General features: G+C 70.0%; 11 protein-coding genes. 4 read left to right on the plus strand and 7 right to left on the minus strand.

The window, feature by feature from the left end; all coding sequences use genetic code 11:
- Nucleotides 1-8: 8 nt before the first annotated feature.
- The 4 genes from ACFOVU_RS04745 to ACFOVU_RS04760 form a co-directional block, all read right to left on the minus strand.
- A complete protein-coding gene (locus ACFOVU_RS04745; RefSeq protein WP_378530124.1) occupies nucleotides 9-2,141 on the minus strand; it encodes an ATP-binding protein in 2,133 nt (710 codons plus the stop codon).
- Nucleotides 2,138-3,286, minus strand: coding sequence for a hypothetical protein (locus tag ACFOVU_RS04750; RefSeq protein WP_378530126.1), 1,149 nt, complete (start codon nucleotides 3,284-3,286; stop codon nucleotides 2,138-2,140). The genes ACFOVU_RS04745 and ACFOVU_RS04750 overlap by 4 nt, the downstream gene beginning before the upstream one ends.
- 347 nt (nucleotides 3,287-3,633) lie before the next feature.
- Entirely contained in the window at nucleotides 3,634-4,092 is a 459-nt protein-coding gene (locus tag ACFOVU_RS04755) for a hypothetical protein (RefSeq protein WP_378530128.1), read from the minus strand.
- The gene (locus ACFOVU_RS04760; protein WP_378530130.1) at nucleotides 4,089-5,705 is read right to left on the minus strand and encodes a hypothetical protein; all 1,617 of its coding nucleotides are present in this window, start codon (nucleotides 5,703-5,705) and stop codon (nucleotides 4,089-4,091) included. The genes ACFOVU_RS04755 and ACFOVU_RS04760 overlap by 4 nt, the downstream gene beginning before the upstream one ends.
- Nucleotides 5,706-6,224: 519 nt before the next feature.
- On the opposite strand from ACFOVU_RS04760, the gene ACFOVU_RS04765 reads away from it, so the two are divergent.
- The 3 genes from ACFOVU_RS04765 to ACFOVU_RS04775 all read left to right on the plus strand — a co-directional run bounded on the left by ACFOVU_RS04765 (nucleotide 6,225) and on the right by ACFOVU_RS04775 (nucleotide 10,353).
- Nucleotides 6,225-7,085 (plus strand): toll/interleukin-1 receptor domain-containing protein, encoded by an 861-nt coding sequence (locus ACFOVU_RS04765; RefSeq protein ID WP_378530131.1) that lies wholly within the window; start codon nucleotides 6,225-6,227, stop codon nucleotides 7,083-7,085.
- 185 nt (nucleotides 7,086-7,270) lie between these two features.
- Entirely contained in the window at nucleotides 7,271-9,145 is a 1,875-nt protein-coding gene (locus ACFOVU_RS04770; RefSeq protein ID WP_378530133.1) for a hypothetical protein, read from the plus strand.
- Entirely contained in the window at nucleotides 9,145-10,353 is a 1,209-nt protein-coding gene (locus tag ACFOVU_RS04775) for a hypothetical protein (RefSeq protein WP_378530135.1), read from the plus strand. Before ACFOVU_RS04770 ends, ACFOVU_RS04775 begins: the two co-directional genes overlap by 1 nt.
- A gap of 82 nt (nucleotides 10,354-10,435) precedes the next feature.
- Here the strand turns inward: ACFOVU_RS04775 and ACFOVU_RS04780 are convergent, their stop codons facing one another.
- From ACFOVU_RS04780 to ACFOVU_RS04790, 3 genes are all read right to left on the minus strand, one after another.
- Nucleotides 10,436-11,743 (minus strand): helix-turn-helix domain-containing protein, encoded by a 1,308-nt coding sequence (locus tag ACFOVU_RS04780; protein WP_378530136.1) that lies wholly within the window; start codon nucleotides 11,741-11,743, stop codon nucleotides 10,436-10,438.
- A 97-nt stretch (nucleotides 11,744-11,840) separates the two neighbouring features.
- Nucleotides 11,841-12,251 (minus strand): hypothetical protein, encoded by a 411-nt coding sequence (locus tag ACFOVU_RS04785; protein WP_378530138.1) that lies wholly within the window; start codon nucleotides 12,249-12,251, stop codon nucleotides 11,841-11,843.
- Nucleotides 12,252-12,324: 73 nt separating this feature from the next.
- Nucleotides 12,325-14,601 carry a UvrD-helicase domain-containing protein gene (locus tag ACFOVU_RS04790; RefSeq protein WP_378530140.1) on the minus strand — a complete coding sequence of 759 codons (2,277 nt, stop codon included), beginning with the start codon at nucleotides 14,599-14,601 and terminating at the stop codon, nucleotides 12,325-12,327.
- Between the two features lie 300 nt (nucleotides 14,602-14,901).
- On the opposite strand from ACFOVU_RS04790, the gene ACFOVU_RS04795 reads away from it, so the two are divergent.
- Nucleotides 14,902-15,822, plus strand: a complete 921-nt coding sequence (locus ACFOVU_RS04795) for an NADP-dependent oxidoreductase (protein WP_378530142.1) — start codon at nucleotides 14,902-14,904, stop codon at nucleotides 15,820-15,822.
- Nucleotides 15,823-16,196: the final 374 nt, after the last annotated feature.

Here is a 16,196-nt window from a genome sequence, read left to right on the forward strand (position 1 = left end):
GCACGGCTTCACCTCACCGATTTGATCCAGACGACGGTCTTGGTGCGGTCCGTGCGGCTCGGGCGTCGTTCGGTCGACCATGCCTTGCCTCGAGGGCCGAGGAGGGTCTCCAAGGCGCGGAGCACGAGCCCGTGCTCGTACGCCCAGCCTTGCGGATCCGATGTGAGGGAGACGGGCAGCTTCTGGGAGAGGATGCGGTTCGCGGCACCCCAGGTGATGCCCTGCTCGGAGTTGAGGTCGCGGAAGAAGTCCTCCCGCTGGCGCAGGCCCTCGATGGCCGCCCTGATGTGGGTCTCCACCGCGTCGACCGTCTGGCCCGCTTCCTCGCCTGTGGTCAGGACGGCGCCGCCGGCCCTCTCGATGGCGTCGGAGAGTTCGGCCTCCAGCTCTTGGCGGAGCTGTGAGGCGTAGTTGTCCAGCGGTTCCCGGCGGTCGTCGGGGTCGGCGACCTCGTGGGAGGCCTCGAAGGAGAGGGCGCGGATCGGGATCGGGTACGGGCGCTCTCCCGCGCTCGACCAGAAGACACCATGGCCCGGGATGGGCTCGTTGAGGAGGGACGACAGCAGGTCCGCGGAGAAGTGCGAGTTGGCCTGGCGCAGGGCGCGCAGGTCCTTCTCGGCCAAGAGGTGGAAGACGAACCAGTTGTCGCCCTGCGACAGGATGTCGCCCGAGATCGACCCCGGCTGCTGGGTGATGAGCATCGCCCCCAGGTCGTACTTGCGGCCCTCCTTGACCCAGGACACGAACGGGCCCTCGGACTGGGTGGACGCCGAGCCCAGGATGGACTGCGCCTCCTCGATCACCGCGATGGTGGGGATCGTCCGGGAGTCCCGGCGGGTGAACTGCTCCTGGTTGTGCTCGAAGATCTCCTCCAACAGCACGCCCGCCAGCGCGAGGCCTTGGGGCCCGCGCAGCCGGGAGATGTCCACGATGCACAGCCTGCCGTCGCTCAGGGCCCGCTTCAGCGCCTGGAGCAGCCGGCTCGACGGGTCGTGCAGGGTGCTCACGATGCGGGTCATGTTCGACCTGGCCGCGATCGCCTCGTACTCCTGTCCCGCCTCCAGCCGCAGGACGTCGTTGAAGACCGCGAGGTCGGTGCCGTTGCCGCCGCGGTGCACGGCGTCGACGAGGCGGCGCCAGTTGTCGTCGCGCTTGAGTTGGCGCAGTTTGACCACGTTCTGCTGGTCCTGGCGTTCCGGCGGGATCACCATGGACACGACGCGGCTCGGCGGCAGCTCGCGAATGTCGAGTTTGACCGTGTTGACGGCGGTGAAGGAGGCGTAGAAGTCGCTGGGCGCCTCCTTGTCGGTGAACACCACCACGCGATCGGCCAGCTCCGGGACGTCGCACAAGCCCGGGCGGCCCTTGTCGTCGGGCCAGAAGTACTCGCCGTCGGGGTCGAAGACGACGGTTCCCACGGGCACCCGCCGACCGCCGCGCTTCTCGACCGCGGGCCCCTCCTCGCGCCCGTAGAGGTTGGCGAACAACAGCTTCACCAGGTTGGACTTGCCGAAGCCGGCCCGTGCGAAGACGAGGGAGCGTCGGCTGACCAGCTGGCGGATGTCGAAGCGGGGGATGACCGCGGGCTTGCGGATCTCCAGCCGCGCATCCCCGTTGGCGCGGGGATCGCCGGCCCCGTAGACGAACTCGCCCAAGGCCAGGAAGCCGAGCTCCGCGGTGGATCCGGGGTCGGCCGTGGCCCCGGAGACGTGCCGCAGCATGTCGTCGGAGAGGAACGCGACCTTGGAGCCCACGTGCGGCAGGCGCCGGTGGGAGGGGACGAAGACCGGCGGCTCGCCGGGGTTCTTCTCTCGCAGGACGCCGAGGATGCGGATGTCCACCCGGTACTTGAGGTACTGGTCGCGCAGGTTCTCCGGGATCGGCCGGTCCTCGCGCTGCTGCCGGATCGCGTAGTCCTCGCCGGTGGGCGACACGAGCCGCCCGTGCGCGGCCAGCGCGGTCACGCGACCCAGCACGGCTTCGGCGTCGTGCTCCAGCCCCACCAGCACGAACTGGCCGTGCATGGGGGAGGACTGGAAGTCGCTGCGGTAGGGCAGGACGAGGTCGGCGTGGAACTCCATGCCGCCTTCGGAGAACCCCAGGAACGTGCCGACGACGGTGGCATTGCGGAACAGGCTCACCGGTACCTCCGGGCGGCGACGTCGGACACGTACAGCTTGTTGAAGGCGTCGAATAGGTGCCGCCGGTCGGGCGGGACCTGCTCGCGCACCGCCTCCACCAGGGAGTCCTGGAGGATTTCAAGGTCGAAGTCGGCCACCTGGGCGTGCTGGTCGGCCTCTTGCAGGCACAGCGGGTAGTAGGGCACGGGGAACCCCGACTGGGCGTCGTACAGCAGGGTGCCGAAGACCTCTTGGGCGCGGTCGCGCTGGTCGTGGAGGAGGTCGACCGTCCACACGGGGTCGCCGGACTCGCTCCCGAACCGGACGAGGTGCATCGCCCCCATGTTGTGGGTGGGGACGGATACGGGGCCGCCGCCGGTGCGCTCGCGGTCAGCGCCGGCGGGCGGGCGGATGTAGTCGGGACGCCGGTAGACGCGGCGCTGGAGGTCGTAGGGGATGGCCGCGAAGTAGGGGTGGCCGGTCGGGAACAGGTTCGCCAGGGACATCGCCATCCGGTAGCGCTCCACCACCTCCGAGCGCTTTGCGATGCCGACGATGAAGACATCGCGCTTCCACTTCCGCCGCGTGCGGTCGATGGCGTCCCGCATGCGGGTGTACATGGCGTGGAAGAGGTCGTCGGCGAAGACTCGCGACCGCAGCAGGCCGTCGCGGACGATGAGCGTCGAGCTCGCCCAGTTGCTGTAGCAGACCAGCCAGTACAGGACCGCCCACTCGCACAGGTCGCGGAAGACCTCGGGCCATCCGGACCACTGCCTCTCGGACCTGATCATCGGGCTCAGCTCCGCCAGCGAGGACACCCCGAGGTCGCGCATGAGGATCCCGAGCACGCTGTCGGGGTCGGAGAGGTGGCGTTCGCCCAGCTCGACGGTGTCGGTGGTGGGAGAGACGACGTCCAGGAACAGCTCCACCCCGTGGCTGTCGACCACCCGGACCACCTGCATGGTGAAGGGGTTGAAGCGCAGCTGGTTGTTCCCGCCGTCGGAGGCGACCAGCGACACCGCGCTGCTCTGCCGAGGTTGGATGACCCGCACCTCGGGCTTGATGGCGTCGATGTCGGCCATGACATGGCCGAGCAGCCGGGAATCGCTGGAGGTGGCCTCCCGGATGAGCCGCTGGACATCGGGGATGCTGTCCGGGTCGAACACTCGCGCTCCAGCGTCGGGGGATACGGATATCGAGGGCGTGGTGGCGAAACGTGGCGGCACGTTGACGTTCCGATCACTTTACTGATCACCTGTGGCGTCCGTGACCTGAGGGTCCGGAATGGCCGGTTCCGGCAAATGCAAATCGATTCGCATGGCGTTTCCATGCTTATCGAGTGAACCCCCGGTCGGCGTCGGGAATGGCCTTAGTCGAATATTCGTTCGCATGGCGTTTCGGTTGGATCCTGGGTAGGCGCGCGCCGACCGGTTTCCCGCCGATGCGCGGGGAAGGGCCGATGGATGACCATGCCGCCCTTCCCCGCGGCGGAGTGCGCTGCCCAGTGTGTTTCTCAGTCGGCCGTGAGCGGGGAGACGGCCGATCGGAGAGCGGGGAGGCCGGCGGGCTGCTCCGACAGGACCGCGCAGCGGTTGGTGAAGCGGGCGAAGTCCGCGCCCAGAGCCGCTCCGTCGACCGCGTCGCCGGCCACCGGCGCGAGCGCGGCTGACGGGGTGAGGCGGGCGGTGACCTGCGCGAGATCGTTGATGGCGAGGAGGGCGTCGCGATCGCCCGCTTCGGCGAGCGGGATCAGCTGGTGGCGCACGGTGTCGGCGCCTATCAGCGCCGACCGTATGAGCGCCGCCCTATCGGGTTCCTGGACCGGGGCGTGAGCGGCGTGGTTGATCTGGACGCCGCCGTGCGCGAACGGATTGTTCTGGACGGGGCCGGTGATGCTCCCGGCCGTCACCCCGTAGTTGATGCCGATGCCGCTCTTGCGGCCGGGACGGCGCTCCTCTTTCCTGTGGTTCATGCCGCTTCTCCTTGCTGGATGTTGCCCACGCCCATGGGGTTGTTCTGCACATTGCCGTTGATGTTCTCGCCGATGACCCCGAAGTTGACCATTGCCTTCGAGGAATCTTCGCGGTAGCGAGCGACGTCGATGTCGTGCGCCACGAGGAATCGCTCCACCGAATCCAGCACCCTTCGGTGTAGGACGTCGGCCTGGAATCTGGAATCGCCGTCCATGTGCATGTCCGGCACTCGGCGCTTGCTGTACGCCTCGCGCAGGCTCACCGGGCCGTCTCCGGGATCGAGCTCCGGAACGGCCGCGGGCCGGTGCCGGACCGGATGGCCGACCAGCTCGACGATGTCCCCCACGGCTTGCACCGCGGCGCCTGCCAGCCACGTCACCCGAGCGGGGTGGGGTGAGTGGAGGCCGGTGACGCGGTCGACGAGGGGCGCCATCACTTGGGAGACGATGACGACGCGCAGGTACTCGTCGCGTCGGTCGAACCTGACGAGGGCCGAGACAGTGAGCGCTCCCGACCACCCGGTTATGCGCGCCCAGAGGTAGGGGCGTGCCAGCCGTGAATCGGGGGCTGTGTCACCAGGCGGCAGTCCCTCGGTGACCGGCGGCAGGTGTTCCCACATCTCGTCGCCGATCTTGTCCCACCGGTGGTCGGGGGTGCCCCAGATGCCGATCACGTCGACGGGGCGGTGGTCGTCCGGGTTGTCCTCGGATGCCTCACTGCGCCCGAGGTCTCGGGATACGTGCTCGTAGAGCTCGGTGCGGCTGAACCCCTTGGGTTCCAGCTCCGTCGGCCCGTTCATGTGGCGCAGGAATGAGGCGAGCGTGTCGGCCGGGTCGCCTCCGTCGGTTCCGTCGCTCGCGGAGGTGCGGCGTCCTTTGGTGACGTCCACGGAGAGGGTCGTGGGGTGCCACACCTCCAGGCCGGCACCGATGAAGCGGTGTTCCTTCTCGATCCCGTACTTGCCCTCCTTCTCCCGGGTGTAGGGGAGTGCCGACACACCCCTGTCCAGGAGCTGCGCGAACCGCGCCGTCGTACGTTGTCGGCCGTGGCGCTGGACGGCCGTGTGCAGGGCGTACTGCGCCCGGATCCGATCGGACAGGAAGACCGCCCACAGCAGGACGGGCAGGCTCACCGCGGCCACGAGGGCGGGGACGGTTCCGCTGATCGGTCCGGCGAGGCACGCGGTCAGCACGCTGGCGACGAGCAGGCGGCGCTGGCGTCCGAGGCGCATCCCATGGCGGCAGGCCGCGACCACCTCGTCCTGGTCGAAGCCGATGACAGGCACCGGCCGGTTGCTCGCAGCGATGCGGCTCAGGACCCAGCGGGCATAGGCGTCGCCGAGTACGACTTCGGGGTCGCGTGTCCGCTCACTCTCGGACGGGGTGTCCAGTCGCTCCGGCTTCGGGCGGAGTGCGGCGAAGAGGCGATACCGGCGGCGCAGAACGTCGCCGAGCTTTTCGGCGGCGTTGGCCAACTGGCCGGACGACCATTTCGCACCCGCGGCGACCCGGTCGGGCCGGGCGAAGGCCGCTGCGCAGAGGAGGGGCGTCACCTCGTCGTCGCCGGCCCCCGCCTGAGGAGGTGGGGGTGACGGTGGAACGTTCGAATTCATCACTCTCTCGCATTCTTATTGGGCTTATGTCTGATTTGGTGGATGTGAGGCTCTTGTTTCTCGAATTGAGGCAGCGTGCATCAAGGTGACGGTGGGAACGCAATGCCGAGCGAAGGGGTGCTCCGGCGGATATGGGGAAGGGTAGGGGCATCCGGGACCGTTTCGTGCCACCCGAACCGTGAATATAGGGAGCGGTTTGGGGTGTGGAGAGCTGTTTGGCCGGTGTTTCCCGTTGTCCTCTGAGGAGGGTTTGGGAAACGCGCCCGCGCTTGTCCGGATTCTGAGAGCCTGTGGCGGGATGGTGTGTGAGTCCGATCCCGATGGCTTCCAGGTCGATCACTTCCGCTGGGAGATCGATCTTCCGTCATCGAAGGCGTATGCGCCGGTATTCGGGCCGTCCAAAGAGATCACGATTGGCTCCGGAAAGGACCCGGAACCTCTTCGTTGAGGTCGCGCACACTGTCACCGGGCCGAGAACGGGCGCCGTCACGTGCGAAGACGAGGAGAAGGAGAACTGCTGTGTCCCGTGTGTTCATCAACTATCGGACCGGAGATGAGGAGGCCAGTGCCACCCTCATCGAACGGGAACTCTCGCGCCGGTTCGGTTCGGACGAGATTTTCAGGGCGAGCAAATCGATCAAGCCGGGGGACGATTACGAGCGGGAGCTGCTGCGTGCGGTCCGCCGCTGCGACCTGCTCTTGGCCATCATCGGCCCTGGCTGGTCCGACGCCACCGGCCGGAGCGGCGGACGAGCGCTGGACGACCCGGGTGACTGGACGCGGCGGGAGATCGCCGAGGCGTTCGCGTATGGCGCGCGGGTGATCCCGGTGCTGGTCAACAATCGGCAGCGCCTCCCGGAGGAGGAACTCCCCGACGACCTGGCGCCGCTGGCGAAGTGCCAGTACCGGCGTCTCAGCCACCGGAACGCCGACGCCGACATCGAGCAGATCGTGCGGACGGTCGCTGATGCGGTCCCGCGGTTGGTCGACCGGAGAGACGAGGAAGGCGGAGCCGGTTCCGGGGCCCGTCCGCCCGGCGGGCCTGGCCACCCTTCGGGCGGTGGCACGGCCCGGAACACGGTCGGCGACGTGCGCGGACTCGCCCGGCAGGCGGGCGACGTGACCGACCGGCGCTCGGGCGGGATCGGTGACATCGGGATCAACCACGGCACCGTCATCGACAGCATGAGCGGGTTCCTGCACACCGGGAGCGGGAGCCAGGTGACCGGCGGCACCCAGGTGCAGGGGGACCTGGTGCAGGGCGACCAGGTCCAGGGCGGTGTGAACTTCAAGGGGGAGAACCAGGGCGGCATCAACCTGGGGGCGCAGCAGGACCGCACGCGCCGGAACTCTGAACCGCACGAGGACGGTGCGCGGTGAGCACGTCCCCGATCGGAGATGACGCGGTTCCCCGGAGCCCCGCCGCGACGAACGCCACGTCCGTTGGGGCGATGCGCGGCCACACACATACAGGTAGCGGTAACCAGGTCTTCCTTTATGGCGCCGACCTGTTCGGTGCCTATGCCGAAGTCGGTGACGGGAGGCTACGCAGGCGCGCTCGGGTGGTGACCGCAGAGCAGCGGAGCCGTAACGAGGAGACCTTCGTTCCCGGCCCGGATTATCATCACGCACAGTCCTTGCTGTCCGGAGACAGCCGGACGGTCATCCTCTCAGGGCGCCCCGGAAGCGGGCGTCGCACCGCGGCGATGGCTCTGCTGGGTCTCATCAAAAGCGGGCGGCCGGAGCAGGGTGTTGTTGTTCGGGAATTGCCGGATGAGCAGGTCAAGGCCGATGAACCGGCCGGAAAAGCCCTCCAACCGGACTCCATTGAACAGGGGCAGCGGCTCCTTCTGGACCTGACGGCGGATCAGGACCTCCTCTCCCGCATCCGGCCCTTCCTTGAGACGTTCCGGCACGAAGTGCAGACCAAGGACGGCTACTTCGTCGTGGTGATCGACCAGGGCCAGGAAGACGAGGTTCGAGACGAGTTCGGCGATCTCCTCGTGTCGTGGAGGTCGCCGAACGGTGTCGCGGTCCTGGAAAAGCACTTGAGGGTCCATGGCGTCGGAATCGACGCTGCCCGGTTGAACACGCACGAGGCCGCCAAATGGGCGGCCACGGCTCGGCTCGGCGAGATCGCCCACCTTGCCCGCCTGGCGCGTGATGCCCGTCTCGCATCCCCGGACACGAGTGCCGAATCCTGCCTCACCGAAGCCCATGCTGCTCTGGCCGACCGGGGTGCCGAGGTCATCAGGGCGGTCAACGGCCTCTCCGACAGCTGGCAACGTGCCGTTCTGCTCGCCGCAGCGCTGCTCGACGGCCGCAACGTCGACGCGGTCTTCACCGCCGCGAAAGAGCTGATGACCGTCCTCGCGACGTCCACGCTCACCGTTCCGCCGCTCGAACGGACGGTTTTCCCCAGCCAACTCGACCGGTTGGGGGTGTCCATTTCATCGGACCGGACCGTCAGGTTCGCCAAGCTGGGGTACGCGGCCGCCGTTCGCGACTGCTTCTGGGACGGCCATCCCGACCTCTCCCAGGAGTTCGTTGCGTGGGTGGACCGGTGCGTGCGCAGCCCGCGGATGGCGCCCGCGGATCGGGACGCGGTGGCCGGGCACTTTGCCGATCAGTGCGTTCGGCTGAGCCGCCTCGAAAGCCTCTTCGGCCTCGTGCGCCAGTGGGCTTCTGATCCCTCTCAAGGGCGCTCCCTCGCACTGCAAGCAGCCCTGGCGCTGGGCAGGGTTCTCGCCACCCCGGAAGCGGGCCGGGCGGCGCGCCGCGAGGTCTATCACTGGGCGAAAGAGAAACCACTCCCGGCAGAGCTCGGTCAGGTCCTCGTCGCGGTGTGTGTCGATGTCATCGCCGACCGGCAGCCCGACGAGGCCCTGGTGCGCCTGCACTACCTCGCCCGGCGCGGCGGTCCCGCGGTTCGTGGCTCGGCCATGGAGGCGCTGCACGAGCTGATGTCGGCCAGGCCGGACATGTACCGACTCATGATCAAGCGCCTTGCCGAGCGCGCCGGCGCCGATAAGGACGTGTGGGGCGCTGATCGGGAGCTGCTGTGGTGGCTGACCGAGCCGGAGCGGCTGACGGCGTCCCGGCGAGGTCGGCAGCAGGCGATTCCGGTGTTCGTGCGCGCCAACCTGGTGACGGCGCTCGCCGACGCCCTGCACGACGACAACGAGATGCGTCGGCACGTCGGTCGTGCGCTCCAGACGGAGATGGAGACGGGCGGGGCGGGGGCCTTGCTCGGCCTCTTGGTGGAGGCCGGGGGAGGGGCGCGCCGTCTCAGTTCCGTCTACGGTGCTGCGCGCCGGTGGGCGCTCAACCCGGACGAAGTGGGTGAACGGGGCGCGAAGGCGCGGGCGGCGCTGACGCTGATCAGGCGCATCGACCGCGCGCAGGGATGGGACGACGGCGTGGAGGAGAGGGCGAGTTGATGAGTGCGAAGGGAAAGGTCGGGGTGGCGTTCGCGATCGCTGCGGTGCTCGTCCCCCTGGTGATGTCGTTCTTCCTCGGCTGGTGGACGGTGCTATGGGCGCCGTTGGCGCTGATCGTGCTCGGCCTGGCCACCGTAGCAACCGGCGTCTTCACCGAGCCGGACCCGCGTGCCGGGGTCAGCTACATCGACAGCTCGGGCTTGGACGAGGTTCCTCTACCGGAGCCCGACCCCGTCTACCGGCACGCGACCGGCGAGATTCGCCTGCCGAGCGCCCAGAGCGACTACGCCTTCGTGTTCTCGGCGACGGTCTGCCGCCGGGAACGGCGGCCATCGGCGGTTGTGGGCGAGCACCGGAACCCCGAGGCCCTGGCCGATGAGCTCGTGCTCGATCGGGCTGCAAAGATCGCCGCCGGGCTTTCGCCCGAGCTCTACGGGGCGGCACGGCCCCGTCTGGCCGCTGTGCTGGGTGAGGTCGTCCCGGACGGGCGCAACCGGTTCGAGGTGTGGGCAGAGGACGTGTCTCTGACGCTTCCCAAGGAGGACGCGCAGCGGCTGCGTTCGCTCGCCGATATCCGCAAGGACAAGGACGTCTGGGAGCACCAGCGCGCGCATGAGCGCGACCAGCGGGAGTACTACGGGAACGACGTCTTGTCTTCCCAGGCCAGCGCGGTCTCGTGGTGGTTCTCGCGGGACCCGTCCAAGGTGCGGGAGACGGTCGAGCTGACCGACACCCTGGGTGAGCTGTCGGCCGCGGCCGACAGCAGCGAAGCGCTGGCCGAGTTCCGCGCCTTGGTTCCGCGTGCCGGTGCGCCGGGGGCGACGCAGGTTCCGCTGTGGGAGGACGGGGGTTCCACGGCGGAGGCACCCGTGGGAACGCCTGCCGCTCCCTCGGCATGGGAACCGGTCGACCATGCCGGGGCGCTCATCGATCTGAGTGTGGAGCGAGGCGGTCCGGGGCTGCGGGATTCGATGCCCGACCGTCTCGCGCTCGTTCTCGACCAGCATGAGCAGTCCGATACGGCGGCGGAGCTGCGAAAGAAGTACGACGCCCCCCAGTTGTTCGATCCCTATGCCGAGGGAGCCGGTACGCCGGAGGGCTTGACCGATGTCCCTATGGATGAGCAGGAGGGAGGGGACGAGGAAGGCCGAGCGGATCCTCCGCGCGAAGGCGACGACGGCTTCCCGGATGACAAGCCCCCCTTCTGAATCCACGGGGTTGCCCCGGAGGGGCGCGACGTCGTTCCGTCGCGCCCCTGCGGGCGTTGTCAGTCGGCCGGGGACCGTCAGGTCACAGCGGCGATCGGTTCAACGCCCGGGCCAGGCGTGGGGTCAGGCCGCGTACCGCCGGGTCGGTGTGCCATCGGGCGAGGGTGCGGGAGAGTTGGCGGACGTCGTGGGCGACGGTGGCGGAGTCGATGGCCTCTGCGCCGTCGAGGAGGTCGTGGGCCAGGTCGCAGGCGCGGTCGATGTTGTTGCTGCCGGCGTGGGCCAAGGCCAGGCGCATTCCGAATCGGGTCCGGGCGCGGACCGCGTTGCGCGGGATCTTGTGGACGGCCGGGGTGAGGACCGCGGCGGCCTCGGCGGGGCGGCCGACGTCGTAGAGGCACCAGCCGGTGACCACGGAGTGCCGGTCGATCACCGTGGACGAGCCCAGCACCGGGGTGTCGGGGGAGTCGCCGGTGTCGGCTGCGGCCAGGGCCGCCGCCTTGTCCAGGGCGCGGCGGCAGGTGTCGTAGTCGCCGACCAGGGCGTGCCCCTGGGCCTCGCGTTCGGCGGCCATGGCGCGGATCCGGGGCGACGCGGTGGCGGTGGCCTGGGCGCGCTGTGCCAGTTCGATCGTCTGGAGCCCGTCGTGGGCGTACATGGCGATGCAGGCGCGCCGGACCAGGGCGTGGGCGTGGAGCTGCCCGTCGCCGGCGGCCGTGGCCATCTCCAGGGCCCGGTCGGTCCACCACAGCGCGGTGCGGTCCTCGCCCGCCTCCTGGGCCATCCAGCCGCCATATTCGGCGTACCGGGAGGCGAGCATGAGGGCGGGCGGGCCGAGCTCCGGGCCTGCTCCCTTCGCGAGCTGTTGCAGCGCCTGGGTCTGGGCGAGGACGGTCGGCAGGACGACCGCCGGGCTGGTCTGCTGGCCGAGGACGCGCAGCTGGTCGAAGAGGAGGCGGAACGACGTGAGGACGCGCTCCGACAGGAGGGCCGGCTCACGCTCCCGGCCGCTCGCGCTCAGCCCGAGCAGCGCGTCGGATCCGATGCTGAAGGCGCCGAGCCGCGCCCCCGCCGGGAAGCCGTGCGGTTCGACGGGCCGGCGGGCCCCCTCCCGGTCGGCGGGCCGGGTGGACGGGACCGCTCCGCGCCGTCCCGGCGCTTCGACGAGGCCGGCCAGCCGCCCTCCCGCGCCCAGGGCGGCGTCGCAGGCGCGGGCGAGGTCGATGGAGGGCGCCTTGCGTCCGTTCTCCACCTTGCTGAGGTGGCTCTTGCTGAAGAATGTGGCCTCGGCCAGCCGTTGGAGGGACAGCCCTGCGGCGTCGCGCAACCGGCGCAGTTCCGTGCCGAAAGATCCGGTGTCGTTGCCCGTATCCCTTTTCGCCTGCTCCACCTTCGCACCTCTCATTCGGGAACGGCCACCGCGTGAATTCCCGCATACCAGGCTTTCACGCGACTTTCGGCCGTCGTCGGTCGTTGGCTCAGCCACGTCACTGCGCCTGGGAAATGATGTGGACCGCGGTCGCCGCGACGCCCGAGGCGATGGATGCGATCTCGGCGAGCACAGGGATCGCCACCGGCCACGTGCGGGTGAACGAGAGCCCGAGTTCGGCGCGCCGCTCGCGGTCGATCAGCAGGGCGGCCCGGCGCCACTTGTGGTCCTGGAGGTGGCAGCCGCGGAGGATCCCCGGCGCATTGTTGCGGCAGAACTCTCCCGGCGTCCGGTTGGGCGCGCCGCAGGGGACGGGCACCTGCAAGAGGAAGTAGAAGGCGGAAAGGGCCGACAAGGCGATCACTGCGACGGGTTCGATCGCCGGTTCGAGCCAGCCGAACAGCGACCCCCCGAATGGCAGGTAGCCCCAGTAGTGTCGGGCGGGGGTTTTCCTGGTCTTCGTGGACATACCGGAAATGGTCCGGTGGGGCCGGGGATTTCCGGCAGGGGTTGGCCGTTTCCTGCGATTTCCCTTTTGCGGGTCAGAGGGGCAGGAACGGGCTGGGGCTGCCGTGCCAGGAGAGGTAGAGGTGCTCCCGGGCACGGGTGCAGGCGACGTAGAGGAGGGAGCGTTGGGCGTCGAGGTCGGCCTGGTGTTGGTTTTCGTCCAGGTCGGCACTTGTGACGTGGTCCATTTGCGGGAGGGCGGTCGCGGTGGCGCCTGTTACCGCGACCGCGCGGAATTCCAAGCCCTTGACGCCGTGCATGGTGGTCACGCGGACGGTGCCGGCGGCGTCGGTCACCGTGTGCTTGCCGGGGTTGAACAGTGACGCCGGCAGCGACCGTGCGCGCAGGTGGGCGGTCACGGAGTCGCGGAGCCGGTTGGTGCGGGCGGTGACGCAGATGTCGCCCGGTGCGATGCCGTCGGCCAGCCAGCGCCGGACCCGTTCGGCGAGCGCGTCGAGTTCGGCGGGCTCGTCGGCGGCGCCGTGCAGCTCGGGCGGCGGGCCGCTGAGCACGCAGCTCGTGGCGCCCGCGGGCTCGGGGGCGGAATCGCCGAGCTCGGTCACCGGGCGGCCGCGCATGATGCCGTCGGCCCAGGTGAGGATCTCCTCGGTGGTGCGGTAGTTGACGCGCAGCGGGTAGGAGCGGCCGACCACGGCGATGCCCAGCCGCCGGAAGGAGACGGTGTTGTCGTAGATCCGCTGCCGGTTGTCGCCCGCGATGAACATGTCGTTGTGGCCGCGGGAGACGGCCGCGCGCAGCGTGCGCCACTGGGCCGGGTGCAGGTCCTGGGCCTCGTCGACGACGAGGTTGGTGTAGGGCTTGGCAGGGCGGGAGTCGAGGATGCGGGCGGCTTCGGCGTGCAGGTCCTCGATCGGGAGCCGGCGGCTGTTGTGCATCTTGGCACGGGCCTCGCTGACGGCCTCCCAGACCTGGCGGCGCTGCGTGACGCTCAGCGGCAGCGTGCGCCCGCGGCGGGCGTCGGGGTCGAGGTAGCCGTCGAGGGTGGTGATGCCCTGCGCCGTGATCACGTGCCGGTACTCGAAGAACAGGAAGTCCACGGGGAACGGCAGCCGGTGCTGCTGCGTGATGTTGGCGAAGACGCCCCGGGTGTCGGTGCGCAGCCGCACATCGGGGTGTTCCTCCTTGACGACATCGAGCGCGAGCTTGTCCGTGGTGACGACGTCGACGTCGGCGACCAGCTCCGGCGGGAGCAGCAGCGCGAGGTTGCGCTTGAGGGATTCCACCAGCGCGTTGGTGAAGCTGGTGAGCAGCACGCGGCCGTCGAGTGGAAGGTGCTCGGCGAGGTACTTCACGCGGTGCAGCGCCACGACGGTCTTGCCCGTGCCCGGCCCGCCCGACACTTTCGCCGGTCCGTTGAACCGCGCGCGGTAGGCGAGGTCGCGCTGCTTGGGGTGCAGGTAGATGCGCCAGGCGTTGAACTCCCCGGCGAGGACGTCCTCGATCTCCTGGTCGTCGTCGACGACGATGACGCGCTCGCGGGTGTGCCGGATCGCGGTGTCGTAGTCGTCGGTGGCCACCGCCCCGACCACGGGGCGGCGCGGCGCCACGACCTCGTCGAGGACGCGTGCCACCGAGTGGCCCTCGGCGAGCGCGCTGACGACCTCGTACTGGTCCTGGGGCAGAGCGGGCCGCCAGTCGCGGAGCTCCTTGATGCCGCTCAGCGAGCGGCAGAAGTCGCGGATCTCAGGGTCGACGCCGAGCCGCGCGAGGTCGCGGTCGCTGACGTGGGAGAGCAGGCCTGCTGGATCCGGCTCCCTGTCCTCTGCCGTTGTGCTCGCCGCCGGGGTGGCCGGGGTGGCCGGGGGCGTGGGCGCCGCAGCGGGCGTGGGTGTGGGCGTGCCGCCGCCCGCCCCGCCCGCTGTGCCCGCATCGGCTGCGGCCGGCGGGCGCGGCGCGTCGTCGTGTCCGGGCGGGCGGCGGGACGTGCCGGCCCGTTCCAGGGCCGTGGCGTCGCGCCGCTCCAGTGTCCCCATGACGGTGTTGACGTCGTGCCGCTGGTCACCGGCCCACTCCTCGGCGGAATCACGCGGCAGCAGGTGCACCAGCAGGAAGGTCTCGCCCGACTCCGGAGCGAGCATCACGCCGGTCCAGGTGTCGCTGATGCGGAAGGTGCGGATCCGCGGGTCCTGGCCGGCGGTCAGTGGCCGGATGCGCAGGTCGGGGTGGGAGATGAGGGCGTGCAGCGGCAGCTCGCGGAACTTGCGGGTGACGGCGATCAGCCGCTCGCGGGTCGGCCGGTCCAGTTTGTCGTACTGGGGCAGACAGGTCGCGTCGATGGCCAGGTGGGGCATGGGCCTCCTCGTCTCAGCCGCGCGTCCGCGTGGTCACAGCCCGCATGATCTCTGCCATTCCCTTTTGTTGTAGCCGATGGTGCCGACACAACGGCCGGATGCGGCCAATTTCCGCCACCCCCCTTCCGGGGGTACCAGGTCGCCGTCCGCGCCGGCGTGCGGCGGGTGGGGCGGGAGGGTAGTGCGGGGAAGACGGTCGCCGATCGCGGTGTTGGCGCCGATTGGGGTGCGTCCCCTCCGGCCCTGCCACCGATGCGGCGGCGGGCCGGACGTCGTCCAATGAGGAGAAGGTGAGCATCTGTGAAGGCGGTCGTGTACCGGAGCTATGGCGGACCCGAGGTCCTGGAGGTCGCCGAGGTCCCCGATCCCAAGGTCGGCCCCGACTCGGTGCTGGTGTCGGTCAAGGCGGCGGCGGTCAACCCCGTGGACTGGAAGATGCGCGAGGGCTACCTCGACGGGGTCTTCGACGTGTTCTTCCCCGTGATCCCGGGCTGGGACGTGGCGGGACGCGTGGAGGCCCCCGGGTTCGCCGCGCCCGAGTTCTCCGTCGGCGACGAGGTGATCGGCTACGTCCGCCAGGACGCCGTGCGCAACGGCACCTTCGCGGAGAAGGTGGCCGCGCCCGTTCGCACTCTCGCCCGCAAGCCGCACAACCTGAGCTGGGCGCAGGCGGCCGGCCTGCCGCTGGCCGGGCTCACCGCCTACCAGGCGCTCGTGCACGGGCTGAAGGTCGGCGACGGCGACACCGTGCTCATCCACGCGGCGGCGGGCGGCGTCGGCGCCCTCGCGGTGCAGATCGCCCGCGCGCAGGGCGCGCGCGTGATCGGCACCGCCTCCGAGCGCAACCACGGCTACCTGCGCTCGCTGGGGGCCGAGCCGGTCGCCTACGGCGAAGGCCTGGCCGACCGGGTGCGTGCGATCGGCACCGTGACCGCCTCCCTCGACCTGGTCGGGGACGACTCCGCGGCGGCGACGGCGGAGCTGGGGGTGGCGCCGCACCGCATCGCCTCGATCGTCGATGCCTCCGTGGCCCAGGCGGGCGGCGTCTACGTATTCGTCCGGCCCGACGGCGCCGACCTGTCCGCGTTGGTCGACCTGGTCGAGGCCGGCAAGGTGACCGTGGACGTCGAGAAGGTGTTTCCGCTGGAGCGCGCCGCCGACGCCATGCGGCTGAACGCCGAGGGCCACACCCGCGGCAAGATCGCGATCGAAGTGGGCTGAGTCCGGTCTCCGCCGTGCCCCGGACGAGGTCAGGGCCGTCCCTCGCCGGGGTCCTCCCCAACTGTGTGAATTGTGAACCACATCACCCTTTGTGGCATCAAACTGCGGTAAGGGACCGTTGCCGCCCGTCGGAGTGATCTCCGGCTGGACACGGGCCGTCCGTTTCCGAAACATGGGGCGCAATGGACCAAAGTGCGACAACGACGACGAACGCGGTCCCGTCCCCCGGCCGGGACCGCGTTCGCGACACAGTGGGAGTGGGCGACCGGATGGTGCGGCAGACCTCGGAACGGCGAGCCGACGAGCGAGCGGAGGCGGCGCCGCCCCCGGCCGAAGGCCCATCTCGCGGGGCCGTTGGAGCCGAGCGAGGAGGC

The sequence above is a fragment of the Nocardiopsis sediminis genome, assembly GCF_042650565.1.
Lineage (GTDB): Bacteria > Actinomycetota > Actinomycetes > Streptosporangiales > Streptosporangiaceae > Nocardiopsis_B > Nocardiopsis_B sediminis.